This is a genomic window from Pseudonocardia sp. Ae331_Ps2 (assembly GCF_001932405.1).
Taxonomy (GTDB): domain Bacteria; phylum Actinomycetota; class Actinomycetes; order Mycobacteriales; family Pseudonocardiaceae; genus Pseudonocardia.
In genome coordinates this window covers 3197205-3223804 of the sequence record NZ_MCIM01000001.1, presented here as the reverse complement: position 1 = coordinate 3223804, position 26600 = coordinate 3197205, and the positions used below count along the sequence as shown (strand labels likewise).

The window sequence follows — 26600 nt, the reverse complement described above, 5'->3', positions numbered from 1 at the left end:
CCGCCGTAGCATCACCCGGCGTGGGTGACCACTACTTCAGCGCCACGCCGTCCGTCGCGAGCCACCGCGGGTCGGTGCGCCTGCACACCTCCGACGTGGATCTGTCGCTGGTGACCGACACCGGGGTGTTCTCGCACAGCCGCCTCGACCGCGGGACGAAGGTGCTGCTCGACACCGCGCCGATGCCGCCGGTCCGCGGGCCGCTGCTCGACGTCGGCTGCGGCTACGGCCCCATCGCGCTCACGCTGGCCAGCCGGCGCCGTCGGCTGCCCGTGTGGGCGGTGGACCTCAACGAGCGCGCGCTGGGCCTCACCCGGGAGAACGCCGAGGCGGCCGGGCTGGGCAACGTGACCGCCTGCCGGCCCGAGGAGGTTCCCGACGACGTGACCTTCGCCGGGATCTACTCCAACCCCCCGATCCGCTCGGGCAAGGCCGCGCTGCACGAGCTGCTGCTGCGCTGGCTCCCGCGGCTCCTCCCCGACGGACGGGCCTACCTGGTGGTGGCGAAGAACCTGGGCTCGGACTCGCTGCAACGGTGGCTGAGCGACGAGCAGGGCTTCCCGACGACCCGGCTCGCCTCCGAGCGCGGCTATCGGGTGCTGGAGGTCGCACCGGCGCCCTGAGCGGGCGGGAGCAGACCGTCGACGAGCGCGTCGACGACGGCGTCGGTCGGGGTGTCCGGGTCGATGGACAGGGTCAGCCGGTCCAGGAGCAGGCCGTCGACCGCGTAGTGGAACAGCGCGATCTCCGCGGGCCCGCCGGGCAGCCCCGCGGCCCGGTTGTAGGCGACGTCGCCGGCGAACGCCGCGCGCAGCCACTCCCCCATGACCTCGGCGACCTCCGGCCGCCGGGCGGCCTCCAGGCGCAGCTCGAACAGCGCCAGCGTCACCTCGGGTTCGGCGCCGAGCCGACGCACGACGTCGCGGATGTGGTCGGCGAACATCGCAGGCCCCGCCTCCCCCGCCCGCAGCCCGGCGACGGTCTCCGGGTCCGGCGCCAGCCGCTGCCCGATCCGGTCGGCCAGCGCACGGACGAGCTCGGCGCGGGTCCGGAAGTAGTTCGACGCCGTGCCGGTCGGGACACCGGCCTCCCGGTCCAGCGCGCGGTGGGTCAGCCCCCGGGCGCCCTCGCGGGCCAGCACGGCCAGCCCGGCGTCGGCCAGCCGCTGCCTGCGGTCGTCGTTGCGTGCCATACGGGCACCGTAGACGAACCACGACGCCTGTTGTACTTTCGATCAACCACGACAGCAGTCGTGGTTGATCGACCCCGGAGGTCTGCCCGTGCGTGAGCTCGTCTACTACGTCGCGGTGTCGCTCGACGGCCGCATCGCGGCCCCCGACGACACCTTCGACGCCTTCCCGCAGACCGGCGACCACATCGACATGATCCTGCGCGACTGGACCGACACGATCCCGGCCGTCGGGCTGGAGATGCTCGGGCTGACCGCGGACAACACCCGCTTCGACACCGTGCTGATGGGGTGGAACACCTATGCCGCAGGCCTGTCGGTCACCGTCGACCCGTATCCGCACCTGGAGCAGTACGTCCTGTCCCGCAGCCGCCCCGCCGACGCGGTGCCCGCCGGGATCACCCTGACCGGGCGCGACCCGGTGGAGCTCGTCCGCGAGCTGAGACGCCGCGACGGCGCCGACATCTGGCTCTGCGGGGGCGGGCGGCTCGCGACCGCGCTGGCGGGCGAGATCGACCGGCTGGTGCTCAAGATGAACCCGGTCGTCCTCGGGGCGGGCAAGTCCCTGTTCGACGACGCCGGCGGGTACCACCCGCGGTCCTGGGAGCTGGTGCGGTCGACGCCGTACCGCTCGGGCGTGGTCGTCGCCGAGTACGCGCGGACCCCCTGACAGGACGAAGGCCCCCGGGGTGTCCCCCGGGGGCCTTCGTGAGTGGTAGCGGGGGCAGGATTCGAACCTGCGACCTCTGGGTTATGAGCCCAGCGAGCTACCGAGCTGCTCCACCCCGCGCCGTCCGGGACCGCGTGCGGTCCCGTCTGTGTTGTCTCACCTCTGTGGTGTGTCCCCACCGTACACCGGACGTTCACCGGCCCCTCGGGGGGGTCGGTTCCGGTGTCCGGGGACCTCGCAACGACGAAGGCCCCCGAGGTGTCCTCGGGGGCCTTCGTGAGTGGTAGCGGGGGCAGGATTCGAACCTGCGACCTCTGGGTTATGAGCCCAGCGAGCTACCGAGCTGCTCCACCCCGCGCCGAACGGAACCGCGTGCATTCCGTCTGTGTTGTAGGCACAACCCTACACGCCGGGCCGGACCCCACCCGCAGGGGGGTCCGGCCCGACGAGGACCAGCCGCGATCAGCCGCCGGCGCTCTGGAACGCCGCGACCGCACGGTCCAGCGCCGCCAGCGCCTCGCCCTGCTTGGCGAAGTCACCGGACCGCTGGGCCGCCTTGAGGTCGTTCAACGCCGTGCGGATCTGCTGTACCGCGGTCGCCTGCGCCGCATTGGGTGCCGCCGGGGTCTGGGCGCCCTGACCGTTCGGCGTGGTCGGGGTCGTGGGCGTCGTCGGCCGGCCGGGCTGCCCGGTCGTCGGGGCGGCTCCGCCGGCGGCGGCACCGGCGCCGGCGCCGAACACCTCGTCGAGAGCCCGGGACAGGCTCGCGTCGTAGCCGAGCCGGTCGCCGTAGAACACCAGGACGCGGGCCAGCTGCGGGTAGGTCGAGTTGTCCTGCCCGCCCGCACGCTCGATGTAGACCGGCTCGACGTAGAGCAGACCACCGGCCACCGGCAGCGTCAGCAGGTTGCCGTAGTCGATCGTGGTCTGGTTCTGCCGTAGCAGGTTCAGCTCCGACGACACCTCGGGCGAGCCGAGGAACCGGGCCTGGACCTGCTGCGGGCCGAGCGTCTGGGTCTCGTTCGGCAGCTGCAGCACGGTCAGCTTCCCGTAGGTGTCGGGGTCCGAGCTGGCCGAGACGTAGGAGGCGAGGAACTGCCGCCGCAGGCTGACCAGCGCACTGGTCAGCTGGAACGACGCGCCCTCCTGCCCCGGCAGCCCCGCGTAGATGTAGTACGGGGGCTGCGCGTCCTGGCTGCCGCCGTTGCCGCCCTGCACGGTCGGGTCGGACGGGACGTCCCAGAACGACACGGTGGAGAAGAACTCGTTCGGGTCGTCGACGTGGTAGCGGGTCAGCAGCTCACGCTGGACCTTGAACTGGTCCTCCGGGTAGCGCAGGTGGGCCTGCAGGTCCGGGGTGATCGCCGAGCGCGGCTCGACCGTGCCCGGGAACGCCTTCTCCCAGGTCTGCAGGACCGGGTCGGTCTCGTCGAAGGCGTAGAGCTTCACGGTGCCGTCGTAGGCGTCGACGGTGGCCTTCACCGAGTTGCGCAGGTAGCTGATCGTGTCGTTCGGCAGCTGCTGGCCGTTCGGCCCGAGCCGCGAGTCCGACGTGGCGTCACCCAGCTGCACGCGCTCGGCGTAGGGGAAGTTCTGCAGCGTGGTGTAGCCGTCGATGATCCACTGCACCCGCCCGTCGACGACGGCCGGATACGGGTCGTTGTCCAGCGTCAGCCACGGGGCCACCGCCTGCACGCGGTCCCGCGGGTTCCGGACGTACATGATCTTCGAGTCGGCGTTGATCGAGTTGTTGAACAGGATGTTCCGCTCGCCGTAGGCCAGCGCGAACACCGTGCGGTTGAACAGCCCGCCGATCGGGACGCCGCCGGCCCCGGTGTAGGTGTACTGCGCCTCGTCGGAGTCGTACTCCCGCGGCGGGGTGCCCGGCTCGGCGCCGACGATCGAGTACTGGTTGTCGAGCAGCTCGCCGTAGTAGATGCGGGGCTGCTGGACGGGCACGAAGCCCTGCTGCTGGGTGTCGGAGACCTGGAAGTTCGGCAGGCCGCCGGAGCCGCCCGCGTCCTCCAGCGCCTCGTTCACCTGGTTCGCCGGCGCGGCCACGATCCCGTTGCCGTGGGTGTAGACCAGGTGCCGGTTGATCCAGTCCTGCTGATTGTTGACCAGGCCGTTGGCGTTCATCTCGCGCGCCGCGACGATGTAGTCGCGGGTCTGGCCGCCGACGGTGTAGCGGTCGATGTCCAGGTTGGGCGAGAACCCGTAGAAGTTCCGTCGCTGCTGGAGCTGGGTGAACGTGCGGTTGAGCTTGCCCGGGTCGAGCAGCCGGATGTTGGGGATGGTGTCGGTGTCGGCCCGGACCTGGGCCGGTGTGGCCTCCGACGTGCCCGCGTAGGGCGTGATGTCGACCTTGTCCGGCCCGATGCCGAAGGCGTCCCGGGTCGCCGCGATGTTGCGTTCGATCGACGGGGCCTCGTTGACGTTCGCGTTGGGTGCGACGACGAACTGCTGCAGCACCAGCGGGAACGCCGTTCCGACCAGGATCGAGGACACGACGAGCATGACCACGGCGACGGCCGGGATCTGCAGGTTCTGGCGGAACGCCGCGACGAAGAACGCCAGCGCACAGATCACCGCGATGACCAGCAGGATCAGCTTGGCGGGCAGGACCGCGTTGAGGTCGGTGTAGGTGGCGCCGTAGAACGTCTGCGCGTTCCGGTTGGACCACAGCAGGTCGTAGCGGTCGAACCAGTAGGCGACGGCCTTGAGCAGCACGAACACCCCGGCGAGCACGGCGAGCTGGGCCCGCGCGGCGGTGGAGACGAAGCCGGAGCGGCCCGACAGCCGGATGCCGCCGAAGATGTAGTGGGTCACCAGCGCGAGCACGAAGCAGATCGCGACGGCGACGAACAACCAGTTCAGGCTCATCCGCAGGAACGGCAGGGTGAAGGCGTAGAACCCGATGTCGTTGCCGAACTCGGGATCGGCCCGGCCGAACGGGGTGCCGTGCAGGAACATCTGCACGGTCTCCCACTGCGCCGGCGCCGCGAGACCGGCGATCAGCCCGATCACGACCGGCACGCCGACGGCGAACAGGCGCAGGCGCTGGATGATCGTGGTCCGGTAGCGCGCGACCGGGTCCTCGGGGCCGGACACCGGCACGAAGACCGGGCGGTACCGGTAGGCCAGCCACAGCGTCAGCGCGACCAGACCACCCACCACCAGGGCCACGACCCCGAAGAGCACGATCTGGGTGAACAGCCGGGTGAGCTGGACGCTCCGGAAACCGACCTCGCCGAACCACAGGTAGTCGACGTAGAAGTTCAACAGCCGCGAGCCACCGAGCAGAAGCACTACGAGGACGCCCGCGGCGACCAGCAGGATCCGGGTTCGGCGGGTCAGCGACGGCGCTCCCACAGGGGGCCGCATGGACGACACGGGCACACTCCACAGTTCGGGTACGACACGTGGAGAGCGCGGCCGGCTGGGGTGACGGCACGGTTCTCCGAGGGCAACTGTACGGAGGTTCGGTGAAGTCGCCGTCGGGTCCCGGCGTGTCGGGACGAAAACGACACATCGGGCAGCTCGGCACCGGCACCCCGACCCGCATCGTCGCAGGACGGACCGGGGTCGGGCGCACCCCCGCCGTCGCACGATCGTAGGGTTCCGTCCCGTGGGCGTTCGATCTTCGACGTGGGTGACCGCGGTCCTCGTGCTGCTGGCCCTCACCGCGGTCGGGACGGTGGTCCCCGCGCCGGTCGTCGCCCTCGGGCCCGGGCCCACGTTCGACACCCTCGGCGAGGTGGACGGCACGCCCGTGGTGTCGGCGGAGGGGCTGCCGACCTACCCGACGACCGGGCACCTGAACATGACCACCGTCGGCGTCACCGACGGGATCTCGACGCTGCGGGCCCTGGGCATGTGGGCCTCGGGCACCTACCGGCTCGCGCCGCGCTGGTCGCTGTACCCGCCCGGCGAGTCCACCGAGCAGGTCACGCAGGCCAACCAGCAGGAGTTCGACGGCTCGATCGCGAACGCCGAGGCCGCGGCGCTGAACCACCTCCACCTGCCGACCCGGGTCACGGTCGGCGCGCTGACCCCCGGCTCGCCGTCGGCGGGGGTGCTGGAGCCGGGCGACGAGATCCGCGCCGTCGGCGCGACCCCGGTGACCTCGGTCCAGGGGCTGCTCGACGCGATGGGCGCCGCGCGCCCCGGGGAGCCGGTCACGCTCACGATCCGGCGCGGGGACGCCGCGCCGAGCCGGGTCACCGTCACCCCGGCCGCCCACCCGGACGACCCGGCGCGGGCCTTCCTGGGCATCACCCCGGCCACCTCGCCCGCCGAGGGGCAGAAGCTGACCATCTCCCTGGGCGACGTCGGCGGCCCCTCGGCCGGCCTCATGTTCAGTCTGGCGCTGGTCGACAAGCTGACCCCGGGCCCGCTGACCGGCGGCCGGTTCGTCGCCGGCACCGGCACCATCGACGCGGAGGGCCGGGTCGGCCCGATCAGCGGCATCCGGTTCAAGATGCTGAAGGCCCGCGAGGTCGGCGCGCAGACGTTCCTGGTGCCGGCCGCGAACTGCGCCGAGGCCGCCGAGGACGCACCCGACGGGCTGCAGCTGGTGCGGGTCGGGACCCTCGACGAGGCGGTCGGCGCGCTGACCACCCTCGACACCGGCGGTACGCCCGCCGGATGCTCCTAGTTCCCCGGTCCGCCCGCAGCGAACACGGCCCCACCAGGCCCGATCCACCGGCCGTGGGGCGGCGACCACCCCCCGGCCCCGCGTACGGTGGACGCCATGAGCGACGTCCCCTTCGGCTTCGGCCCCGCCGACCGTGACCCCGACCGCGAGCCCGGCGACCAGCCCGACTCGGGTTCCGGCGACGCCTCCGGCAAGGACGGGGGTGCGTCGGGCACGGGTGGGAAGGGTGAGCCCGAGGGCCCGAAGGACCCGTTCGGCTTCGGGTCGCACCCGCAGTCCGACGACCCCTCGGGGCCGTCCAGCGGCGCGGGCCAGAACCCGTTCGCGGCGTTCGGCATGGGCGGGCTCCCCGGCATGCCGGGCATTCCCGGCGGCGGCCAGTTCGACATGAGCCAGCTCGGCCAGATGCTGTCCCAGCTCGGCCAGATGCTCTCCAGCAGCGGCTCCGGCGACGGTGGGCCCGTCGACTACGACCTCGCCGCCCAGATCGCCACCCAGCAGCTCGCGCAGTCGACGGCGTCGCTCACCGACGCCCAGCGCAGCGGGGTCGCCGAGGCCGTGAAGCTCGCGGAGCTGTGGCTCGACCCGGCGACGTCGTTCCCCTCCTCCGGCGGCGAGGTGAAGGCCTGGACGCCCTCGGACTGGGTGCGGGCCGGGATGCCGACCTGGAAGCGGCTCTGCGACCCGGTGGCGACGCGGCTGTCCTCGGCCTGGGTCGAGGGACTGCCCGAGGAGGTCCGCGGCGCGGCCGGCCCGATGCTGGGGATGCTCGGCAAGATGGGCGGGATGGCGTTCGGCAGCCAGCTGGGCCAGGGCCTGGCCCAGCTCGGCAAGGAGGTGCTGACCTCCACCGACCTCGGCATCCCGGTCGGCCCGGAGCGCACGTCGGCCCTGCTGCCCGAGGCCGTCGCCCGGTTCACCGAGGGCCTGGACCGCCCGGCCGGCGAGGTCACGCTCTTCCTCGCCGCGCGCGAGGCCGCCCACCAGCGGCTGTTCACCCACGTGCACTGGCTGCGCGAGCGGCTGCTCGGCGCCGTCGAGGAGTACGCCCGCGGCATCACCGTGGACACCTCACGTATCGAGGAGCTCGCCCGCGGGATCGACCCGTCGAACCCGGAGTCGATCCAGGAGGCCATGCAGTCCGGCATGTTCGAGCCGGAGGACACCCCGGCGCAGAAGGCGGCGCTGGCCCGGCTCGAGACCCTGCTCGCCCTGATCGAGGGCTGGGTGGACACCGTCGTCGCCGAGGCCCTGTCCGAGCGCCTGCCCGGGGCCGAAGCGATGCGCGAGACGATGCGTCGCCGTCGCGCCTCGGGCGGACCCGCGGAGCAGGCGTTCGCGACGATCGTCGGGCTGGAGCTGCGGCCGCGGAAGCTGCGGGCCGCGGCGGACCTGTGGAAGCTCCTGGGCGCCGAGCGCGGCGTCGAGGGTCGCGACGCCGTCTGGGCCCACCCCGACCTGATCCCGTCGGCCGACGACCTGGACGACCCGGCCGCCTTCGTGCGCGGCGGCACGGCCGGCGGGGCCGTCCCGGACGACCCGATCGCCGAGCTCGAGCGCCAGATGGCGGCCGACGCGGAGAAGGACGCGGAGAAGGACGCGGAGAAGGCCGAGTCGTCCGGCACCTCGTCGGACACCTCGTCCTCGGGCACCTCGGACTCGTCCGGGTCGTCGGAGAAGCCCTCCTCGGAGGACACCGACGGCACCGACGGCGAGGACGGGTCGGGCCGGTCGGGCTCCTGAGCCCGGCTCAGGTCCCGGTCGCGCGGACCGGCTCCACCCCGGGGCCGGTCCCGCCGAACCCGCCGACCTCTCCGTCCGTGTCGGCGGACCCGTCGGTCTCGTCGGCGGTGGCCGGGTCGCCGTCGACACCGCTGATGCCGAGTTCGGCGGCGGCGTTGAGGCCCTCCAGGTAGCCGATGGCCCGCTCGGTGCGCGGGTAGCGGCGCACCCAGGACCAGAAGACGTCGTCGTGCGCGGCGGACAGCAGGTGGGCCAGCTCGTGCACCAGCACGTAGTCGACGACCCAGCCCGGTGCGTCCCGCAGGCGTTCGCTGATCCGGATGGTGGCGTCGTCGGGGGTGCAGGATGCCCAGCGCGTGCGCATCACCGGCACCCACCGGATCGACGACGGCCGCGCCCGCCCCTCCAGCCAGCGCTTCGACAGCTCCTGGCCGCGGCGCATCAGGGCCTCGTCGTTGTCGCGGCCCGGTGAGCGGCGACGTGCCTCGCTCGCCTCGACCCGCTTCACCATCTCCGCGACCCAGTCGCGTTCCTGCTCGGGGGACATCCAGCCCGGGATGAACACGACGAGCCGCTCCCCCTCCCGCCGGGCACTCACCATGCGCTTCCGGCGGGCGCTGCGTCGGACCTCTACCGGGGGACTCGCCATGGCTCCAGGGTAGGCCGCCGCGGTTCGCGGGTGCGAACGGTGCGGACGCGTTCCGGCCCCGTCGCCACGCGGACCGGGCACCGTGGCCAGGGTGACCGGACTGCCCCCACGGCTCGCGCTCGCCGCCCACCTCGCCGTCCTCCCCACCGGGCCGCGGTCCCGCCGGATCGGGTCCGGCCCACCGCGGGCCCGGCTGCTGGAGGAGCTGTCCCCCGCCGCCGTCGCCGCGCTGGACCGGCTCGTCGACGGGCCGTGTGCGACCGGCGCGCTCACCCGGGGCGACGACGAGGTCGCGGTGCTGCTCGCCGTCCTGTGGCGGGCGGGGCTGCTCGCCGACCCCGATGTCGAGGACCGGGTCCGGCGGCGCCGGGAGGGCACGCTCGTCGAGGTCCGCGGCGCGGACGCACTCGCCGTGGCGGTCGTCGCCGGGCTGGCCCGGGCCGGGATCGGACAGCTGTACCCGCAGGTGCACGGCGTGACGGGCGCCGACGACGTCCTGGCCGGGCTGCCGGTGGGGCCGGGCCGGGACCGCGAGGTCGAGCTACGCGCCTTCCTGCGCGACGCGGGCGTCGGCACCGATCCGCCCCGGCGGGTCCCCGCGGACCTGGTGGTGCTCGTCGGCGACGGGCCGCTGCCGCCGGAGTCGCCGATGGAGCATCTGTTCGTGGCCCTGCGCGACGGCTGCGGCGCGGTCGGGCCGCTCGTCCTGCCCGGCCGCGGGCCGTGTCCCGACTGCGCCGGGGCGCCCGGCACGGCCGGGGTGCCGTCGTCGGCGGCACCGCACGTGCTGGTCGCGACGGCGGCGGTGGCGGTCGGTCAGGTGCTCGCCGCCGTCGACGGGCCGGTGCGCGGCGGGGCGCCGCCCGCGTCGTGGGGAGCGGTACTGGAGGTCGGCGCGGAGGCGGCGACGGTCGTCACCCGACCGGGGTTCCGACGCCCCGGCTGCCCCTGCGGCGCAGCGGCCGGGCCGGTACCGGACGGTGCGTCGGGGCCCACCGCGCCGTGCGGGACCACCCCGGCCGGGTGGACAATCATGGTGTGAGCGACATTCCCCGACGGACCGTCTCGCGCACCGCCAAGCTCGCCGGCCTCCCGCTCGGCGTCGCCGGACGTGCCGCGGCAGGATTCGGGCGCCGTCTCACCGGTGGTGACCGCGACGAGATCGCCGCCCAGCTCGCGGCCAAGAGCGCCGAGCAGCTGTTCGAGGTGCTCGGCGAGCTCAAGGGCGGAGCGATGAAGTTCGGGCAGGCGCTGAGCGTGTTCGAGGCGGCCGTGCCCGACGAGTACGCCGAGCCCTACCGCGAGGCACTCACCAAGCTGCAGGCCGCGGCGCCGCCGATGCCCATGGCCGACGTCGACTACATGCTCACCCAGCAGTTCGGGCGGTCGTGGCGGTCCCGGTTCGCCGACTTCGACGAGACCCCTGCCGCCTCGGCCAGCATCGGCCAGGTGCACCGCGCGGTCTGGAAGCGCGACGGTCGCGACGTCGCCGTCAAGGTGCAGTACCCCGGCGCCGAGGAGGCGCTGCGCTCCGACCTGCGCCAGCTCGGGCGGATGAGCCGCATCCTGCAGCCGCTGGTCCCCGGGATGGAGATCAAGCCGCTGGTCGCGGAGCTCAAGGACCGCATGGAGGAGGAGCTCGACTACCGCGACGAGGCCGCCTACCAGCGCGAGTTCGCCGCGTTCTACGAGGACGACCCGGACGTGAAGATCCCCCGCGTCGTCGGGTCCGCACCCAAGGCCGTCATCACCGAGTGGGTGCAGGGCCGTCCGCTGGCCTCGATCATCCGTGACGGCACCCGCGAGGAGCGCGACCACGCGGGCAACCAGCTGGCCCGTTTCCACTACTCCGCGCCGGACCGCGCGCACCTGCTGCACGCCGACCCGCACCCCGGCAACTTCGGGATCCTCGACGACGGCCGCCTGCTCGTCCTCGACTTCGGTGCCGTCGCCCGGATGCCCGACGGCATGCCGCCCGAGCTGGTCACGATGACCAAGTACGCGCTCGAGAGGCGCAGCGGCGACCTGATGGCCCTGATGCGCTCGGCCGGGTTCGTCCGCGACGGCGCCCGGATCGAGTCCGAGCAGATCCTCGGCTACCTCGCACCCTTCACCGAGCCGCTGGGGACCGAGGAGTTCCACTTCAGCCGCCGGTGGATCCAGCAGCAGGCCGAGCGGGTCGGTGACCTCCGCAGCCCGGAGGCGGCCATCGGCCGGTCGCTGAACCTGCCCCCGCGGTTCCTGCTGGTGCACCGGGTGACGATGGGGACCGTCGGCATCCTGTGCCAGCTCGACTCCCACGTGCGGCTGCGAGAGATCGTCGCCGAGTGGCAGCCGGAGATGTTCGAGCCGGACGCCCCGACGGGCTGACCCCTCCCCTCGCTCCACCGGTCCTCCGGGCAGGGGTGTGCTGTCGTCGCTTTGCTCTGCTCACCGATACGCAGCACTGCAGGTGAGCGCCGTCTCCGGGTTCGTCGCGGAGGCGGGGACGCCCGGTCGAGCACGGCCCGGCCGGGCCGCCACCACTGCGCGCTCGACGGGTTCTCCCGGCGCGTCGACCAGGTGCCACCCCGACGACTCGGCAGCCAGTTCGCTCGGACCGGACGGCCGCGCCATCACCCGATTGACATACCGATGGTATGCTGAACTCGCTCACATACCGACGGTACGCAAAGAGGGTGCGCCGTGCTCCACAGCTGCTACCCGGTCCTCGCGACGGCCGACCTCCCGGCCGCCCGCGCGTTCTGGACCGGGCCGATGGGATTCGAGAGCGTCTTCGACGCCGACTGGTACGTCAGCCTCCGGCGCGGGCGCTTCGAGCTCGCCCTGCTCGACCGGGACCATCCGACGATCCCGGCGGCGTACCGCGGCCGGTCGGCCGGCGGGATGCTGGTGAACATGGAGGTCGACGACGTCGACGCCGAATGGGACCGCCTCGTCGTCCGCGGCGGTCTGGAGGCCCTGCTCCCGGTGCGGGACGAGGCCTTCGGACAGCGGCACTTCATCGTCGCCGGGCCGGACGGGGTGCTGGTCGACGTGATCACCGAGATCGCCCCGTCGCCGGAGTTCGCCGACGCCTTCTCCGGCTCGCAGGCCCCCTGAGCTGCGGTGCTGCGTATCGGTGAGCAGAGCACAGCGACGAGCAGGCACCCTCCCACCCGCGGCACGGCAGGTCCCGGACACGACGGTGCCCCGCCCGGACGCAAGTCCGGACGGGGCACCGAGGGGTCGGCCGCAGATCAGCCGGCGCGCAGCCGCGCCCGCTCGGCTCGGGAGGCGGCCCAGGCCGCGATCCAGGACCAGCCGCGGCCCGCGGTGATCCGGCGCGCGAGCCGGTGCTCGGCCGCCACCCGTTGCGCTTCCTGCTGATGGGATCTCGCCAACGCTTCCTGGATGAGCGTCATCACGTTCTCCTGGTTCACGAGGTGGGACGAACGGTCGGTGTGGGACGTCGGTCGCACGGCCGGTGCCGGCTTCAGGTCGTTCATGTCGGTCTCCTCGGGTCTGGTGGTTCGGCGGTGCCGCGGTGCGGGTCGCGCCGGTGGTGCTGTGGTCAGCGGCTCGCGGCCAGGGCCAGTGCCCGGTCGCGCTCCAGGTCGGCCTTGCGGGGACGCCCCCTCGGGCGCTTGCGCGGGATCACCCGACCGTGGTCGAAGATCTCGCCTCCCCACACGCCCCACGGCTCGGCACGCTCCAGCGCGCCGTCCAGGCAGGCCTGCCGGAGCGGGCAGCCGCCGCAGCGGGACTTGGCCTCCTCCAGCTCGGCCGGGGCCTCGGCGAACCACAGGTCGGCGTCGCCGTTGCGGCAGGGCAGGGCCGAGCCGCGGCCGGACGGCCCGCTCGGCACCGACCGGAGCCGCACCTGGTCGGGTCCAACGCCGGCGCCGGACTGCTCGGTGATCATTCCGCCGTCACACGGAACGGATCGCACGTACACGATCGACCTCCTCGATCGAACTTCTCTGCTACAGGTCAGGACCGGTCTGGTCAGGGTGTGTCATCTCTCGGGACGGAACCTGGGACAAAAAAATCGGGGCCGCGGAACCCGTGTGCGTGGGTTCCGCGGCCCCGATGGGACTCGCTGGGTGCTGAGGAGGTCAGGTACCCCCTCGGCGCCCGGGAACGAACGCAGCTGTGCACTTGTCATCGAAGATCGGGCCGGCGACCGCGACCGACATGCCGCCCTGCGGGTACACCTCACCCGTGGAACGGGGCGTCGACGGCGCGAGCAGCGCCACCCCCTGCTGACGACGACGGACGCCGGACTCCGCGGTGACCGCGATGCCCGCGTGAGCGACGTCGTGCGCGACGACGGTCTGCTCCGGGACGCACACCGGGGCCGGAACGGACAGGGCGGTGCCGATCAGGTCGGTCGTGTTGATCGTGCCCATCTCGTCACCTCCTCCGGTTCCGCCCGCGGTCTCCCGCGCGACGCGTCTGTGTCGGGAGCGTGGCGCTCCACCTGGTGCCGACGACACTAGAAGTGCTGCACACGGCACGGCAACCGATTATTCGAAGTCTCGCCGGAAGTTCACGCAGATCCCTACCGAAGAGGGGGTCTCGCCCCCTCCGCCTCGTGCTCGGCGAGCACCCGGAGCACCTCGTCGCCGTAGCGGTCCAGCTTGGCGGCGCCGATCCCCGGGATGCCGACCAGGGCCGACGGGCCGGCCGGCCGCTGCTCTGCGATCGCGGTGAGCGTGGCGTCGGTGAGCACGACGAAACCGGGCACGTCCTGCGCCTTCGCCTCCGCCGCCCGCCACTGCTTCAGGCGGTCCAGCAGCTCCAGGTCCACATCGGACGGGCAGTCGTCGCAGCGGAGGAGCTTGGTGGCGGTGGTGCCGAACAGCGGCGTCCCGCAGACGCGGCACTTGGGCCGGGCGCCCCCGGGGCGGCGCTCGCCGGCCACCCGGGACGCGGGATGCGAGTCCGGGATCAGTCCGTAGAGGAACCGCGAGCGGCGTCGCTTCGGTCCGCGACCGGAGGCCCGGGACAGCGACCACGACATCGACAGCACCCGCCGGGCGCGGGTGACTCCGACGTAGAACAGCCGGCGTTCCTCCTCGACGGCGGCCTCGTCGTCACCCGCGTGGCCGATGGGGAGGGTGCCGTCGGCGAGCCCGACGAGGAACACCGCGTCCCACTCCAGGCCCTTCGCCGCGTGCAGCGACGCCAGCGTGACGCCGTTGACGACCGGCGCCTGCGCGTGGTCGGCGCGGGTCTCCAGCTCCACGCACAGCCGGTGCAGGTCGGCCTGCGGCTCGACCGCGGCGAGCTCCTCGGCGACGCCGACCAGCGCCAGCAGCGACTCCCACTGCGCGCGCAGGGTGGCACCCTTCGGCGGCTCGTCGGTCAGCCCGGCGCGCGCGGTCAGCACCGCGCGGGTGACGTCGACGAGGTCGGTGCCCGGCCGCTGGTCCGGCGCCGCGGTGCGTAACGCGAGCATCGCCCGGCGGATCTCGGGCCGGTTGAAGAACCGCTCGCCGCCGCGGATCTGGTAGGGCACCCCGGCGTCGGACAGGGCCTGCTCGAACGCCTCGGACTGGGCGTTGATCCGGAAGAGCACCGCGATCTCCGACGGCTCGGTGCCATCGTTGATCAGGGTCAGGATCCGGCCCGCGACGGCGGCGGCCTCCCCTGCCTCGTCCTCGTGCTCGGAGAAGTCCGGGTCGGGCCCCGGCGGGAGCTGCCCGACGAGCTGCAGCCGGGACCCGGCGGGCCGGTTGCGGGCCGCGCCGATCAGCTGGTTCGCGCAGCCGACGATCTGCGGGGTGGAGCGGTAGTCGCGCTGCAGGCGCACGACGGCGGCGTCGGGGAAGCGGCGCGGGAACTCCAGCAGGTAGCGGGGTGAGGCACCGGCGAAGGTGTAGATCGTCTGGTTGGCGTCGCCGACGACGGTCAGGTCGTCGCGGTCGCCGAGCCAGGCGTCGAGCAGGCGCTGCTGCAGCGGGGTCACGTCCTGGTACTCGTCGACGACGAAGCACCGGTAGCGCGACCGGAACTCCTCGGCGACGCCGCCGTGCTCCTCCAGCGCGATCGCCGTGTGCAGGAGCAGGTCGTCGAAGTCGAGCTGCTCGCTCGCGTTCTTCAGCTCCTCGTACGCGGCGTAGACGGCGGCCACCTGCTCGGCCGGGCCGGGCGTGTCGCGACGGCGGCGGGCGGCCTCGGCCGCGTAGTCCGACGGGGCGACCAGCGTGGACTTCGCCCACTCGATCTCGGAGGCGAGGTCGCGCAGCGCGTCGGAGTCGGTGCCGGCCCGGGCGCGGGCGGCGGCCTGGCCGACGAGCCGCAGCTTGCCGTCGAGCAGTGGCCACGGGCTGCCACCGACCATCTGCGGCCAGAAGTAGCGCAGCTGACGCAGCGCGGCGGCGTGGAACGTCCGGGCCTGCACCCCGGACGCGTCCAGGGCACGCAGCCGGGTGCGCAGCTCCCCCGCGGCCCGGGCGGTGAAGGTGACGGCCAGTACCTGGCCGGCGGCGACGTGGCCCGAGGTCACCAGGTGCGCGATCCGCCGGGTGATCGTGCGGGTCTTGCCGGTGCCCGCCCCCGCGAGGACGCACACCGGGCCACGCGGTGCGTACACCGCGGCCCGCTGCTCGGGGTCCAGGCCGTCCGCGCCGACCGGGGCCGCCGGGTCCGGCACGGCGCGGGTCGCACGGGCGGGGCGGGCGGCGGATCGGGACGGCACCCACCCATCCTGACACCCACCCCCGACGGTCACGGGTCGCCCGTCCCGCCCGTCCGGGTGCCGGGCAGGTCACAGCCGACGGGGAAGAATCCGCGGAGCGGACCGGTTGTACCCGACATGGCGGACCTGACGATGTACACGACCAGCTGGTGCGGCTTCTGCCGTCGACTCAAGCTGCAGCTCGACCAGGCCGGCATCGGCTACCGTGAGATCGACATCGAGCGCGAGCCGGACGCCGCGTCGTTCGTCGAGAAGGCCAACGGCGGCAACCGCACGGTGCCGACCGTCGTGTTCCCGGACGAGTCGGTCGCGACGAACCCCAGCTTCTCCGAGGTGAAGACCCGACTCGGGGTCTGACACCTCCCCTGATCTCCCACCACGGAGCGCGACGGCCCGCCACCGGTACCTCACCGGGGGCGGGCCGTCGCTTCGTCTGCGGCGGGTCAGCCCCCGGCGGCCGCCCAGGACTCGAGCATGGTGCGCGCGATCGAGACCTTGCCCGGCAGCATGACGACCGGGCCGTCGCCGGGGTCGGGCTCGTCCCGGGAGCCCCAGTCGCCGCGGGCCAGCGCCGCCCGCAGCGTGTCCCGGGTGATCCACAGGGCGTCGGCGATCTCGTCGTCCTGCGGGGTCAGCGGGACGTCCGGGTCCCCGATCGCGTGGAAGCCGACCATCAGCGACCGCGGGAACGGCCACGCCTGGCTGCCGAGGTAGCGCACGTCGGACACCGCGATGCCGACCTCCTCGGAGATCTCGCGGTGCACGCACGCCTCCAGCGACTCGCCGGACTCCACGAACCCGGCGAGCACCGAGTAGCGCCCGGCCGGCCACACCGGCTGACGGGCGAGCAGGACGCGGTCCGCGCCGTCGTGCACCAGGCAGATGATCGCCGGGTCGGTGCGCGGGTACTCCTCGTGGCCGTTGTCGCAGACCCGGGCCCAGCCCGCGTTGTGCGGGCGGGTGCGGGTGCCGTCGATCGCGCAGAACCGGGCGCGGTCGTGCCAGTTCAGCGTGGCGACCGCACCGGTGAGCAGGCCCGATCCGAGCGGGTCGAGGAACGCGCCGGCGGCGCGCAGGTCGGCCCACTCCCCCTCGCCGGTGAAGATGTCGCTGTCGGCGGTGCGTTCGGTCCCGACACGCACCGCCCAGTACGGGACGCCGTCGCGTTCGCCGAGCAGCACGGCCTCGGCCGGCGGCTCCACGGCGACGTCGGTGCCCGCGCGGGTCCGGACGTGCCCGCCGCGGCCCGCCGCGTCGTCCCAGGCGGCGGCGTCGACCTCGCGGAACTCGCGGCCCGGCTCGACCTCCCAGTCGACCGGGGTGCGGCCCGACTCGTCGACGACGACGACGCGTGCCGTCGCCCAGGTGTCGCGCACGTAGCCGGGGTCGAGGCGCCGGTTCTCGTCGCGGGACAGCGCGTTGCGCGACAGCACCGGCTCCTCGGTCAGGGAGAAGTCCCCGCGGCTCATCGCCCGCCTCCGCGGACCACGCCGCCGAGCGCGGCGAGCGGTGGCCCGATCACGTCGGCGTCCCCGACGATCACCCCGGTGAACCGGGTCGGTGCGAACAGCGCGGTGGCGGCCTCGGCGACCTCGTCGACGGTCACCTCCTCCAGCCGGCGCGGCCGGTCCCGGAGCCAGTCGACGTCGAGCCCCGCGGCGTGCAGCGCGGACAGGGTGCCGGCCAGCGCGGACTGGCTGTCCAACGAGATCAGCAGCGAGCCGATCGCGTAGCGACGGGCCGAGGTGACCTCCTGCTCGGCCGGCGGGACCGCCACCATGCGGCCGAGCTCGTAGCGGGTCTCGAGCAGGGCGGCGGCGGTGACGTCGGAGGCGACGTCGGCGTCGAGGCCGAGCACCGCGCCGCCGGGCACGAACTCCTGGCCGGAGTGCGCGCCGTAGGTGTAGCCCTTGTCCTCCCGGATGTTCTCCATCCAGCGCGAGGAGAAGTAGCCGCCGAACACGAGGTTCGCGAGCTGGAAGGCGGTGTAGCGCTCGTCGGTGCGGTCCAGGCCGGGCGCGGTGAGCCGCAGCTGGGACTGCACGGAGCCGGGCCGGTGGACCAGCTCCAGGTCACCCGCCTGCGGCGCCGGCGGGGCGGACAGCCGGCGCGCGGGGTGGTCGCCGGTCCACCCGCCCAGCCGGCGCGCGACCTCCGCGATCGCGGCCTCGGGGTCGATGTCGCCGACGAGGACCAGGCTCGCGCCGTCCGGGACGACGACGTCGGCGTGCAGCTCCCGCACCTGTTCCGGGGTCACCGCGGCGACGGCCTCGGCGGTCGGCATCTCCGAGACGATCGGGTGGTCGCCGAAGCGGCGGCGCATCAGCGCCTCGCGCGCGACGGTGCGCGGCTGCGCGCGGGCGACCGCGATCCGCTCGGCCAGCCGGGACCGCTCACGGGCGACCTCGGCGTCGGAGTGGGTGGCGGCGGTGAGGACGTCGGCGAGGACGTCGAGGACCGTCGGCAGCCCGGAGGCCAGCGCGGAGCCGCCCGCCTGCAGGTACTCCGGGTCGACGGCGACACCGAGCTCCCCGCCGACCGAGGCCAGTGCGTCGTCGATGCCGATCCGGTCGCGGCCCGCGGTGCCGGTCAGGATGGTCTCGGCGAGCACCTCGGTGCCCGCGGTGCGGGCGGCGTCGGCGACCGGCTCCGGAGAGGCGGCCGGGATCCGCAGGACGGTCTCGACCAGCGGGACCCCCGGACGGTGGGCGGCCAGGACGGTCAGCCCGTTCGGGAGGGTCTCGGTGAGCACGTCCGGCAGCGGCACCTCCTTGGTCCGGCCGAGCGCGGGCAGCGGGCGGGGGCCGCGCTCGGTGCGGCCGATCTCCTCCGCGCTGCGGTGGGTGCGGGCGGCGCTCACGCAGGGCCCCCTTCGGTGTGGTTCACGGTGCCGGGACGGGTCGGGGCGCTCACGCGTCGCCGTCCCCGGCCGGTTCGGCGGCCGGCTCGACCAGCAGGACGGCCCGCCCGGAGGACCGCAGCCGGGCGGCCGCGGCGGCGACGTCGGCCCCGGTCAGGGCGGCCAGCCTGCCGGGGAGCTCGACGGCGAGCTCGGCGCGGCCGTAGAGCAGCTCCCGGGCGCCCAGCCCGAGCATCCGGAACATCACGCGGTCGTCCTCACGGTGCAGCGCGGCCACCCAGCGGGCGGTCTGGCGCTCCAGTTCCTCGGTGCCGGGACCCTGCTCGGCGAGACGGTCCAGCTCCTGGTCGACGGCGGCGGTGACCCGGTCCGCGGACACCTCGGCCGGATGCACCGCGGTGATCGTGAAGGTGTCGGGGTCGCGGGCGTCGAACGGGCCGCCCATCAGGCCGTTCGACGCGGAGACGTCGGTGACCAGCTCGTCGGTGTGGACGAGGCGGCGCTGCAGCCGTGAGGCCTCGCCGTCGGCCAGGACGGTGGCGAGCATGGCGTGGGCGAGGTAGGCGTCGGGCTCGGCGGCCGGGTCGGGGACGCGGTAGCCGAGCGCGAGTGCGGGCAGCGGGGCGTGCGCGTCGGCCACCGCCTGCCGGCGCTCGGCACCGGGAGCGGGCTCGGCGAACGACGGCCGCTGCGGGACCGGCCGGGCGGGGATGTCCCCGAAGTGCCGCTCGACCAGGGCGAGGGTGCCGTCGACACCGTGCTCGGACAGGTCGCCGTGCACGGTGACCAGGGCGTTGCCCGGCGCGTAGAAGGTGTCGAAGAACGCGGCCGCGTCGTCCAGGCTCGCCTGCTCCAGCTCGGAGAAGTCGCCGTAGCCGTTGTGCGCGTTCGGGAAGGTGTCGTAGAGGACCGGGGGCAGCAGGATCCACGGGAACCCGCCGTAGGGGCGGTTGTGGACGTTGAGCCGGATCTCCTCCTTCACGACGTCGACCTGGTTGCGCAGGTTCTCGACGGTGAGCTTCGGGGCCCGCAGCCGGTCGGCCTCCAGGAACAGCGCCCGTTCCAGCGCCGCGCCGGGCAGCACCTGGAAGTAGTCGGTGTAGTCCTGGTGGGTCGAGCCGTTGAAGATCCCGCCCGCGGACTGGACCTGCCGGAAGTGCTCCAGCTTCTCCAGGCTCTCGCTGCCCTGGAACATCAGGTGCTCGAACAGGTGCGCGAAGCCGGTGCGGCCCTGCGGCTCGGAACGGAAGCCCACGTCGACGTGCACCGAGACCCCGACCACCGGGGTGGCCGGGTCCGGGACGACGAGCACGCGCAGCCCGTTGGCCAGCGTGGCCCGGTGCAGCTCGAGAGCGGATTGGTCGGCGATCACGGACACGGGAGCGAGGCTATCCCCCACCCCCGACAACCTGCCCGGTCAGGCGTGCTCGGGCGGCAGGATCACGAACTGGCGCAGCCCGAGGTCGCGGTAGGTGACCGGGCCGCGCGGGCCGGGGGTGTGGTCGACGTTGATGCCGGTCTCGGGCAGCCCGAGCAGCTTGTAGCCGTCGAGGAGCCGCGACGGCGCGTTCCAGAACACCCCGGTGCCGGTGTAGCGGTCGATGAAGCGCCGGGCGACCTGCTCGTCGGCGGCGCAGATCGTCGCGGCCAGGCCGGAGGTCTCCCGGGCGGCGGTGTCGGCGGCGTCGTCCGGCCCGTCGACGACGGCGACGGTCACGTGCGCCTCCGCCCCGGAGTCCAGGGCCCACTCGTGGCCGAGCGGGTGGTCGTGCGGGGGCAGCGACAGCGCGACGCCGCGGGCGTCGAGGGCGGCCTTCGCGACCGGCAGCAGGGTGTCGTAGACGGGCCGGTCGATGAGCAGCAGGTTCAGCCGGTTGCAGACCCCGAGCCGGTCGGTCGAGTCGGTGACCAGGCGGGTGACGTCGGCCTCGGTGGCGCTGGCGTCGAGGTAGAGCACGCCGCCGCCGTCGGCGTGGGCGAGCACCCGGGTGCCCGCGGTCGCACCGAGCACCGACAGCTTGCGGGTGACGTCCCCGGACCCGCGGACGACGACCAGCGGCACCAGGTCGGGCAGCCCGACCAGTGCCTCGGCGCCGGCGTGGCCGGGCAGCGGGACGAGCTGGACGGCGGCCTCGGGGAGCCCCGCGTCGGCCAGTGCGGGGCGCAGCACCTGCTCGACGAGTGCGGTGGCGCTGCCGAGCGCGGCCGACCCGGTGCGCAGGACGGCGGCGCTGCGGGCCTTGAGGACCTGCGAGGCGACGTCCACCGTCACGTTCGGTCGGGCCTCGAACACCGCGCCGATGACGCCGACCGGGATGCGTCGCTCGAACACCCGCTCGCCGGTCTCCAGCGTGCGGACCGGCCACTCGGTGGGCGGCTCGGGGGTCGCGGCGAGCACCTCGAGCTGGGTGGCGATGCCGGCGAGCCGCTCGGGGTCCAGGCGCAGCCGGTCGAGCAGACCCGCGGCCATGCCGTTCCGCTCGGCTGCCGCGACGTCGGCGGCGTTGACCTCGAGCAGCTCGTGCGCACGGTCCCGGATCAGCGACGCGGCGGCGCGCAGGGCGTCGTCGATCCGGCCCTCGCCCGCCGCGCGGACGGCCGGAGCGGCGGCCCGGGCGCGCTGCGCGGCCTCGCGGACGGCGGCGTACTCCGGGGCCTCGGTCGTCTCCTGCGGGGCGGTCACGGTGCTGCTCACGCAGGTCAGGGTAGGCGGTCGCCGGCGAGGGGCCGACCGGGTATCCGGTGTGGCCGCTCTGCTCACCGTGACGCAGCAGGGCCGGCGACGGATCAGGGCTCCGGGACGGCGTAGACGACGATGTTCGACTCGTAGCTCCGTGCGGCCGGGTCGAACACCCCGCCGCAGGTGATCAGGACGAGCTGCGGGTCGCCGTCGCGGCGGAACACCTCGCGGGGCAGGTCGTGCTTGCCGTACTCGCGACGCGCGACGACCCGGTAGCCGGCGGTGCGGCCGTCGGCGCCACGCACGACGACCGGCTCGCCCACGACGAGCTGCGGCAGCACCGACAGGAACCCGATGCCCTGGGTGCGGGAGTCGACGTGGCCGGCGATCACGGCGCTCCCGGTCGTGCCGCCCGGCAGGACGCCGGGTGCCCACCAGCCGACCGTGCGCACCTGCTCGGGGACGACCATCCCGCCGTCCGGGGCGGTGCCGACCGCGTCGACGGGTGCGGCCAGGCCGCGCGCGGGGAGCTCCAGGACGGCCGGGACGACCGGCGGCGCCGCGGCGCCGGGCTCGGCCGCGGGGCGCGGGAAGACCGCCGAGACGGTCCACGGCTCGCGCGGCGCGATCGGGGCCCCGGGGACCGCGACCGGGTCGGGCGGCGCCAGGACCGGCAGTACCCGGGCCACCGGCACCGCGCGCGTCGCGGCGGTGGGTTCCGCGGGGACCGCGCCGAGGTCGCTCGCCTCCAGGCGGGTGTCACCGCCGAGCGCGAGACCGGCGCCGGAGCCCAGCAGGACGACGCCGAGGAGCAGCAGCGCGGCCGCTCCCCGGACGCCCCCGGCCGGGCGCCGGCGCCGACGGGTCACGCGCGGGCGCGACGCAGCCGGACGGCGCCGGCGACGAGCAGCAGCAACCCGGCGCCGCCGAGCGCGACCGGCAGCGCGACGTCGGAGGCCGACGCCGCCTGGCCGCCGGTACCGGCGTCGACGGCGGGCGAGCCGGAACCGGAGGCAGGCCCGTCGCCGGCCCCGTTGCCGGAGCCGTTGCCGGGCGCGGTCCCGTTTCCGGCGGCGTTCCCGTCGGCGCCGGAGCCGTTCCCGTCGGCATTGCCCGAGCCCGAGCCCGGGGTCGTGGCGCCGGCCTCGGCCGCGGCCTGGTCCAGCTTGGTCTTCAGCTCACCCAGGTTCGTCAGCTGCGCCCGGGCCTGGTCGAGCTGCTCCGGCGGCAGGCCGGGCACGTTCAGCAGCTGCTGGGTCTGGTCGCTGAGCGCTCCGACCTGGGCCTGCGCGGCCTGCAGCCAGCCCTGGTCGAACTGCTCACCGGTGCGGGCCTTCAGGTCGTCGACCTGGGCCTGGATCTCCGGGGAGACCTGGTCGGGCAGCGAGACGCCGATCGCCGACGCCAGCCCCCGCAGCTTGTCGTTGAGCTGCTGGCCCTCGCCCTGCACCTGCGGCGCGAGCTCCTTGACCGTGTTCCCGACACCCTGCTCCAGGCCGATGCCGCCGAGCGCGGCGAGCCCGAGGGCCTTCTGGTGGGCGTCGCCGAACGCCTGGCGCGGGTCACCGACGCCCGGGACCTGCGGCAGGTTGTCCGGCAGGTTCGGCACCTGCGGAGTCTCGCCACCACAGGCGGTCAGTGCGACGAGCGCGGCCGCGGCGACGGCGGCACCGACGGTGCGGCTGATCCGGCGCGGGCTGGTCATGGTCCTACGCGTCATGCGAGTCATCCCCCGGGAGTCACTGCTAGGCCTTATGGGCTATCGCCCTACCCCATGTGGCGCAGCTCCAACCGCGCGGCGGACCTGGCGGGCGGCGAGTGGCTATCGCCGACGGCTGAGCGGCGCCGGGGCCGACGGCGGCGGGACGACCGGCCCGACGTCGCCGTCGGGGGCCTCGTCCAGGTCCAGGACGACCGGGGCGTGGTCGCTGGGCAGCTTTCCCTTGCGTGCCTTGCGGTCCACCCACACCGCGGCGCGCCGGTCGGCCGGGCCCGATCCGGCCAGCACGAGGTCGATCCGCATCCCCTGGTCCTGGTGGAAGCGGCCGGCCCGGTAGTCCCAGTAGCTGAAGACCCGCTCGTCGGGCCAGCGCTCGCGCAGGACGTCGCGCAGCCCGGTCCCGAGCAGCGCGGCGAGCGCGGCCCGCTCGGCGGGGGTGACGTGGGTGGCGCCGTCGAACAGGGACCGGTCCCAGACGTCGTCGTCGGTGGGGGCGATGTTGACGTCCCCGGCGACGACCGTCGAGTCCGGGTCGCCCGCCGCGACCTGCTCGCGCAGCGCGGCGAGCCAGCGCAGCTTGTAGGCGTAGTGCGGGTCCTCCGGGCTGCGGCCGTTCGGCACGTACACCGAGGTGACCCGCAGTCCGCCGCAGGTGGCGGTGACGGCGCGCGCGTCCGGCTCGGCGAGCCCGCCCTCGGTGAAGACGGGCTCGTCGGGCAGGCCGCGGACGACGTCGTCGAGCCCCACCCGCGACAGCAGGGCGACACCGTTCCACCGGCCCTGGCCGTGGTGCGCCCACGCGTAGCCGCGCTCGGCCAGTGCCTCGTCGAAGCTCGCGGCGAAGTCGTCGTCGGAGAGCTTGGTCTCCTGCAGGCAGACGACGTCGGGTTCCCGTTCGTCGAGCCACGGCAGCAGCCGGGGCAGCCGGGACTTCGCGGAGTTCACGTTCCAGGTGGCCAGACGCACGGCCCCGACCCTACGAGAGGAAGCGCGTCACCGATCGCCGGATACCCGCGACGTCCAGGCCGTGGGCGGCGTCGTGGTCGTCCGGGCTGCCGTAGCGGCGCAGCTCGGCCGCGCCGACCCCGAGTCCGAGCACCCGGTGCCGCACGTCGCGCAGCACCTCGGCCACCGGCCGCACCGAGGTCCCGGCCAGGTAGGGCTCGACGAGCACGACGTCCGGCTCGGACAGGGTGGCGCGCACCGTCGCCGTGTCGAACGGGCGCACCGTGGGCGCGTAGAGCACGGTCACGTCGAGCCCCTCGACGGCGGCGAGCGTCCGGTCCGCCAGGGGCCCGACGGCGACGACCGTCCCCCGGCCCCCGCGGCGCAGCACCGTCATCGACGGCCCGGTGCCGTACGGCCGCGCGTTGGACGCGCCCGACAGCCGGAGGTAGACCCGGTCGTCGCCGGGCAGGGCGGCGCGCAGCTGCGCCTCGGCCTCGTCGGCGTGCCCGGGCACGTGCACGGTCCAGCCTTCGAGGGTGTCGAGCAGCGGCACGTCGCGCGGGCCGAAGTGGGTCTCCCCCGCGCCCGCCATGTCGTAGGACCCGCCGGCCGACACCAGCACCGCACCGACGCCCTGGTGGCCGAGGTCGAGCTTGAGCTGCTCGTAGGGCCGTTCGACGAGGAACGGCGCGAAGGTGTGGACGACCGGGCGCATCCCGGCCAGCGCGAGCCCACCGGCGGCGGAGACCAGCAGCTGCTCGCGGATGCCGAGGTTGATCACCCGGTCGGCGACGGCGGCCGGTGCGTCGATGTAGCCGGCGCCGATGTCGGCCAGCAGCGCGACGGCCCGCGGGTCGGCCGCGAGCAGCTCCGGCAGCAGGCCGTAGAAGCGTTCCCGCAGGTCAGGCGGGGTCGCGGGCTCGGAGGTGGTGGCGTGCTGCGTATCGGTGAGCAGAGCAAAGCCGGTCATCGGACGCTCCCCTTCGGCTCGACGTGGGCGACGACCGCGAGCGGCCGGTCGGCGTGGTCGGTGCGGAACGCCCGCTCCAGCGCGTCGTGGTCGCGGCCGTCGGCGTCGACGGTCGCCCACCCCTCGACCGCGAAGCGCGCGGCGATCCCGCCGGGCCAGCCGTGCGAGGCCGAGCTGTTGTCGACGACGACCGCGGTCAGCCCGGCGAGGCCGGCCCGGCCGGCGTACTGGACGGCCTCGGCGTTGGACCCTTCGTCGAACTCGGCGTCGCCGAGCAGTACGACGGTGCGTGCGTCGCGCCCGGCCAGCCGCAGCCCGAGCGCGGTGCCGACGGCCAGGCCGAGCCCGTGCCCGAGCGAGCCGGAGGAGATCTCGACGCCGGACACGAGGGTGCGGTCGGGGTGGTGGCCGAGGTTCGAGTCGAACGCGGCGAACCGGTCGAAGGTCGCGGGGTCGAGGAAGCCGCGGGCGGCGAGGACGGCGTAGAGCGCCATCGGGCCGTGCCCCTTGGAGATCAGGAGCCGGTCGCGGTCGGGGTCGTCCGGGTGCTGCGGGTCGACGCGCAGGATGCGGTCGTAGAGGACCCAGAGGACGTCGAGGGTGGAGGTCGCGGCGGCCTCGTGCTTCTCGTCGCCGGTCAACCGGGTCATGAGCCCGGCGAGGTCGGTGTAGCCGGTCGGTGATCGCATGGTCACCACCGTGCGACCTGAAGTCCGATTCAGGTCAAGGGGCCGATTCAGGCCGAGGGGTCTACTCCTCGTCCGGCGGGGTGGCCTTGCGGACGTAGAGCAGCTGGTCGCCTCGCTCGAGCGCGTCGACGGCGGCGGAGTCCACCCGGTGGAGCTGCTCGCCGCGCACCACGCCGAGCACGATGTCGGGCAGGTGCCGCGGCGAGCCGCCGACCTCGGTCGGCTCGACCTGGCGCTGGGAGATCGCGAAGCCGGCGTCCGGGGTGAGCAGGTCCTCCACCACCTCGACGACCGCGGGCGAGCGGGTCGCGACGCCCAGCAGCCGGCCGGCCGTCTCGTCGGACACGATGACCGAGCTGGCACCGGACTGGCGGAGCAGGTGCACGTTCTCCGCCTCGCGCACCGCGGCGACGATCGAGATGGACTTGGACAGCTCGCGGGCGGTCAGGGTGACCAGCACCGCGGTGTCGTCGCGGTCCAGGGCGACGACCAGCGTCGTCGCCAGCTGCACCCCGGCGATGCGCAGCACCGCGGACCGGGTCGCGTTGCCGGACACGGTGACCAGCCCCAGCCCCGACGCCACGTCCAGCCGCGCCCGGTCGGTGTCGACGACGACGATCTTCCCGGGGTCCACGTCGTCGCCCAGCAGCGTCTCCACCGCCGCGCGACCCTTGGTGCCGTAGCCGACGACGACGATGTGCTCGCGCACGCGCGACCTCCAGCGCTGGATCCGGAACGACTGCCGCGACCGCTCGGTGAGCAGCTCGACGGTCGTGCCGACGAGGACGATCAGGAACAGCACCCGCAACGGGGTGATCACCGCGATGTTGATGCCGCGGGCCATCGGGCTGACCGGGACGATGTCGCCGTAGCCGGTCGTCGACAGCGACACCGTCGCGTAGTAGAGGGCGTCGAGCAGCGAGATCTCGCCCGCGCCGTTGTTGTCGAGGTAGCCGTCGCGCCCGAAGAAGACGATCAACGTCGTCGCGCCGAGCGCGAACACCGCGATCACCAGGCGGGTCATCAGCGAGCGCACCGGACCCGACCGCGTGTCCGGCATCCGCAGCGCACCCTCGACATGCGGGTCGAGTGCGCTGAGCCGGGTGGAGCCGATCACCTGCGCAGGCTAGCGCCCAGGTC

25 protein-coding genes and 2 tRNA genes are annotated in these 26600 nt (G+C 74.1%); 8 read left to right on the top strand and 19 right to left on the bottom strand.

Translation table 11 applies throughout. The features are described from left to right. Positions 1-20 precede the first annotated feature (20 nt). Positions 21-623 carry a class I SAM-dependent methyltransferase gene (locus Ae331Ps2_RS15520; RefSeq protein WP_020621771.1) on the top strand — a complete coding sequence of 201 codons (603 nt, stop codon included), beginning with the start codon at positions 21-23 and terminating at the stop codon, positions 621-623. On the opposite strand, the gene Ae331Ps2_RS15515 is transcribed toward Ae331Ps2_RS15520, so the two are convergent. After that, on the bottom strand, positions 590-1192 hold the full coding sequence (locus Ae331Ps2_RS15515; protein ID WP_075308072.1) for a TetR/AcrR family transcriptional regulator: 603 nt from the start codon (positions 1190-1192) through the stop codon (positions 590-592). The two genes, Ae331Ps2_RS15520 and Ae331Ps2_RS15515, sit on opposite strands and share 34 nt — an antisense overlap. Positions 1193-1280: 88 nt before the next feature. Here Ae331Ps2_RS15515 and Ae331Ps2_RS15510 point away from each other — a divergent pair, with 88 nt between their 5' ends. Next, positions 1281-1859 carry a dihydrofolate reductase family protein gene (locus tag Ae331Ps2_RS15510; protein WP_075308074.1) on the top strand — a complete coding sequence of 193 codons (579 nt, stop codon included), beginning with the start codon at positions 1281-1283 and terminating at the stop codon, positions 1857-1859. A gap of 43 nt (positions 1860-1902) precedes the next feature. Here the strand turns inward: Ae331Ps2_RS15510 and Ae331Ps2_RS15505 are convergent. From Ae331Ps2_RS15505 to Ae331Ps2_RS15495, 3 genes are all read right to left on the bottom strand, one after another. Next, a tRNA-Met gene (locus Ae331Ps2_RS15505) sits at positions 1903-1979 on the bottom strand. A gap of 161 nt (positions 1980-2140) precedes the next feature. Then, a tRNA-Met gene (locus tag Ae331Ps2_RS15500) sits at positions 2141-2217 on the bottom strand. A gap of 104 nt (positions 2218-2321) precedes the next feature. Then, complete coding sequence (locus Ae331Ps2_RS15495; protein WP_075308076.1) at positions 2322-5243, bottom strand: UPF0182 family protein; 2922 nt, start codon at positions 5241-5243, stop codon at positions 2322-2324. Positions 5244-5511: 268 nt separating this feature from the next. Here Ae331Ps2_RS15495 and Ae331Ps2_RS15490 point away from each other — a divergent pair, with 268 nt between their 5' ends. Together Ae331Ps2_RS15490 and Ae331Ps2_RS15485 are read left to right on the top strand one after the other, a co-directional pair. Next, positions 5512-6516, top strand: coding sequence for a PDZ domain-containing protein (locus tag Ae331Ps2_RS15490; protein ID WP_083695605.1), 1005 nt, complete (start codon positions 5512-5514; stop codon positions 6514-6516). Positions 6517-6612: 96 nt separating this feature from the next. Beyond that, positions 6613-8259: a zinc-dependent metalloprotease gene (locus Ae331Ps2_RS15485; protein ID WP_075308080.1), complete on the top strand. Its 1647-nt coding sequence runs from the start codon at positions 6613-6615 to the stop codon at positions 8257-8259. Between the two features lie 7 nt (positions 8260-8266). Here Ae331Ps2_RS15485 and Ae331Ps2_RS15480 read toward each other — a convergent pair whose 3' ends face one another. Continuing rightward, entirely contained in the window at positions 8267-8908 is a 642-nt protein-coding gene (locus Ae331Ps2_RS15480) for a M48 family metallopeptidase (RefSeq protein ID WP_083695603.1), read from the bottom strand. A 91-nt stretch (positions 8909-8999) separates the two neighbouring features. Between Ae331Ps2_RS15480 and Ae331Ps2_RS15475 the strand changes: the two genes are divergently transcribed. The 3 genes from Ae331Ps2_RS15475 (at position 9000) to Ae331Ps2_RS15465 (ending at position 12010) form a co-directional block, all read left to right on the top strand. Further along, positions 9000-9950: a hypothetical protein gene (locus tag Ae331Ps2_RS15475; protein ID WP_075308082.1), complete on the top strand. Its 951-nt coding sequence runs from the start codon at positions 9000-9002 to the stop codon at positions 9948-9950. Next, complete coding sequence (locus tag Ae331Ps2_RS15470) at positions 9947-11278, top strand: AarF/ABC1/UbiB kinase family protein (RefSeq protein ID WP_020621763.1); 1332 nt, start codon at positions 9947-9949, stop codon at positions 11276-11278. The genes Ae331Ps2_RS15475 and Ae331Ps2_RS15470 overlap by 4 nt, the downstream gene beginning before the upstream one ends. Before the next feature lie 315 nt (positions 11279-11593). Then, a complete protein-coding gene (locus Ae331Ps2_RS15465; protein ID WP_075308084.1) occupies positions 11594-12010 on the top strand; it encodes a VOC family protein in 417 nt (138 codons plus the stop codon). A gap of 137 nt (positions 12011-12147) precedes the next feature. Here Ae331Ps2_RS15465 and Ae331Ps2_RS15460 read toward each other — a convergent pair whose 3' ends face one another. The 4 genes from Ae331Ps2_RS15460 to Ae331Ps2_RS15445 form a co-directional block, all read right to left on the bottom strand. Then, positions 12148-12396, bottom strand: coding sequence for a hypothetical protein (locus Ae331Ps2_RS15460; protein WP_020621761.1), 249 nt, complete (start codon positions 12394-12396; stop codon positions 12148-12150). A gap of 65 nt (positions 12397-12461) precedes the next feature. After that, positions 12462-12812: a WhiB family transcriptional regulator gene (locus Ae331Ps2_RS15455; protein WP_020621760.1), complete on the bottom strand. Its 351-nt coding sequence runs from the start codon at positions 12810-12812 to the stop codon at positions 12462-12464. Between the two features lie 193 nt (positions 12813-13005). Next, positions 13006-13299, bottom strand: a complete 294-nt coding sequence (locus Ae331Ps2_RS15450; RefSeq protein ID WP_020621759.1) for a hypothetical protein — start codon at positions 13297-13299, stop codon at positions 13006-13008. 152 nt (positions 13300-13451) lie between these two features. Further along, entirely contained in the window at positions 13452-15548 is a 2097-nt protein-coding gene (locus Ae331Ps2_RS15445; protein WP_075312306.1) for an ATP-dependent DNA helicase UvrD2, read from the bottom strand. A gap of 177 nt (positions 15549-15725) precedes the next feature. On the opposite strand from Ae331Ps2_RS15445, the gene Ae331Ps2_RS15440 reads away from it, so the two are divergent. After that, positions 15726-15950 (top strand): mycoredoxin, encoded by a 225-nt coding sequence (locus tag Ae331Ps2_RS15440; RefSeq protein ID WP_304442433.1) that lies wholly within the window; start codon positions 15726-15728, stop codon positions 15948-15950. A gap of 86 nt (positions 15951-16036) precedes the next feature. Here Ae331Ps2_RS15440 and nudC read toward each other — a convergent pair whose 3' ends face one another. The 10 genes from nudC to Ae331Ps2_RS15390 form a co-directional block, all read right to left on the bottom strand. Then, the gene (gene nudC, locus Ae331Ps2_RS15435; protein ID WP_075308086.1) at positions 16037-17062 is read right to left on the bottom strand and encodes an NAD(+) diphosphatase; all 1026 of its coding nucleotides are present in this window, start codon (positions 17060-17062) and stop codon (positions 16037-16039) included. Beyond that, the gene (locus Ae331Ps2_RS15430; RefSeq protein ID WP_075308088.1) at positions 17059-18453 is read right to left on the bottom strand and encodes a pitrilysin family protein; all 1395 of its coding nucleotides are present in this window, start codon (positions 18451-18453) and stop codon (positions 17059-17061) included. The genes nudC and Ae331Ps2_RS15430 overlap by 4 nt, the downstream gene beginning before the upstream one ends. 49 nt (positions 18454-18502) lie before the next feature. Continuing rightward, positions 18503-19831, bottom strand: coding sequence for a pitrilysin family protein (locus Ae331Ps2_RS15425; protein ID WP_083695601.1), 1329 nt, complete (start codon positions 19829-19831; stop codon positions 18503-18505). A 39-nt stretch (positions 19832-19870) separates the two neighbouring features. Further along, positions 19871-21148 carry an aldehyde dehydrogenase family protein gene (locus Ae331Ps2_RS15420; protein ID WP_083695600.1) on the bottom strand — a complete coding sequence of 426 codons (1278 nt, stop codon included), beginning with the start codon at positions 21146-21148 and terminating at the stop codon, positions 19871-19873. Between the two features lie 92 nt (positions 21149-21240). After that, positions 21241-22002, bottom strand: a complete 762-nt coding sequence (locus tag Ae331Ps2_RS15415) for a class F sortase (protein WP_075308090.1) — start codon at positions 22000-22002, stop codon at positions 21241-21243. Beyond that, on the bottom strand, positions 21999-22853 hold the full coding sequence (locus tag Ae331Ps2_RS15410; protein ID WP_158071452.1) for a DUF4142 domain-containing protein: 855 nt from the start codon (positions 22851-22853) through the stop codon (positions 21999-22001). The genes Ae331Ps2_RS15415 and Ae331Ps2_RS15410 overlap by 4 nt, the downstream gene beginning before the upstream one ends. A gap of 102 nt (positions 22854-22955) precedes the next feature. Next, on the bottom strand, positions 22956-23819 hold the full coding sequence (locus tag Ae331Ps2_RS15405; protein WP_075308095.1) for an exodeoxyribonuclease III: 864 nt from the start codon (positions 23817-23819) through the stop codon (positions 22956-22958). Positions 23820-23829: 10 nt separating this feature from the next. Next, positions 23830-24771: a transketolase family protein gene (locus tag Ae331Ps2_RS15400; protein WP_083695597.1), complete on the bottom strand. Its 942-nt coding sequence runs from the start codon at positions 24769-24771 to the stop codon at positions 23830-23832. After that, positions 24768-25460, bottom strand: a complete 693-nt coding sequence (locus Ae331Ps2_RS15395; protein ID WP_075312314.1) for a transketolase — start codon at positions 25458-25460, stop codon at positions 24768-24770. The genes Ae331Ps2_RS15400 and Ae331Ps2_RS15395 overlap by 4 nt, the downstream gene beginning before the upstream one ends. A gap of 61 nt (positions 25461-25521) precedes the next feature. Further along, positions 25522-26520 (bottom strand): TrkA family potassium uptake protein, encoded by a 999-nt coding sequence (locus Ae331Ps2_RS15390; protein ID WP_226363087.1) that lies wholly within the window; start codon positions 26518-26520, stop codon positions 25522-25524. Positions 26521-26600 lie beyond the last annotated feature (80 nt).

Excerpts from the sequence above, each read along its gene's own strand:
- Ae331Ps2_RS15515 (WP_075308072.1), bottom strand. The coding sequence starts at position 1,192 with ATGGCACGCAACGACGACCGCAGGCAGCGGCTGGCCGACGCCGGGCTG.
- Ae331Ps2_RS15495 (WP_075308076.1), bottom strand. The coding sequence starts at position 5,243 with ATGCGGCCCCCTGTGGGAGCGCCGTCGCTGACCCGCCGAACCCGGATC.
- Ae331Ps2_RS15485 (WP_075308080.1), top strand. The coding sequence starts at position 6,613 with ATGAGCGACGTCCCCTTCGGCTTCGGCCCCGCCGACCGTGACCCCGAC.
- Ae331Ps2_RS15480 (WP_083695603.1), bottom strand. The coding sequence starts at position 8,908 with ATGGCGAGTCCCCCGGTAGAGGTCCGACGCAGCGCCCGCCGGAAGCGC.
- Ae331Ps2_RS15460 (WP_020621761.1), bottom strand. The coding sequence starts at position 12,396 with ATGAACGACCTGAAGCCGGCACCGGCCGTGCGACCGACGTCCCACACC.
- Ae331Ps2_RS15455 (WP_020621760.1), bottom strand. The coding sequence starts at position 12,812 with ATGATCACCGAGCAGTCCGGCGCCGGCGTTGGACCCGACCAGGTGCGG.
- Ae331Ps2_RS15450 (WP_020621759.1), bottom strand. The coding sequence starts at position 13,299 with ATGGGCACGATCAACACGACCGACCTGATCGGCACCGCCCTGTCCGTT.
- Ae331Ps2_RS15440 (WP_304442433.1), top strand. The coding sequence starts at position 15,726 with ATGTACACGACCAGCTGGTGCGGCTTCTGCCGTCGACTCAAGCTGCAG.
- nudC (WP_075308086.1), bottom strand. The coding sequence starts at position 17,062 with ATGAGCCGCGGGGACTTCTCCCTGACCGAGGAGCCGGTGCTGTCGCGC.
- Ae331Ps2_RS15410 (WP_158071452.1), bottom strand. The coding sequence starts at position 22,853 with ATGACGCGTAGGACCATGACCAGCCCGCGCCGGATCAGCCGCACCGTC.
- Ae331Ps2_RS15400 (WP_083695597.1), bottom strand. The coding sequence starts at position 24,771 with ATGACCGGCTTTGCTCTGCTCACCGATACGCAGCACGCCACCACCTCC.
- Ae331Ps2_RS15395 (WP_075312314.1), bottom strand. The coding sequence starts at position 25,460 with ATGCGATCACCGACCGGCTACACCGACCTCGCCGGGCTCATGACCCGG.
- Ae331Ps2_RS15390 (WP_226363087.1), bottom strand. The coding sequence starts at position 26,520 with ATGCCGGACACGCGGTCGGGTCCGGTGCGCTCGCTGATGACCCGCCTG.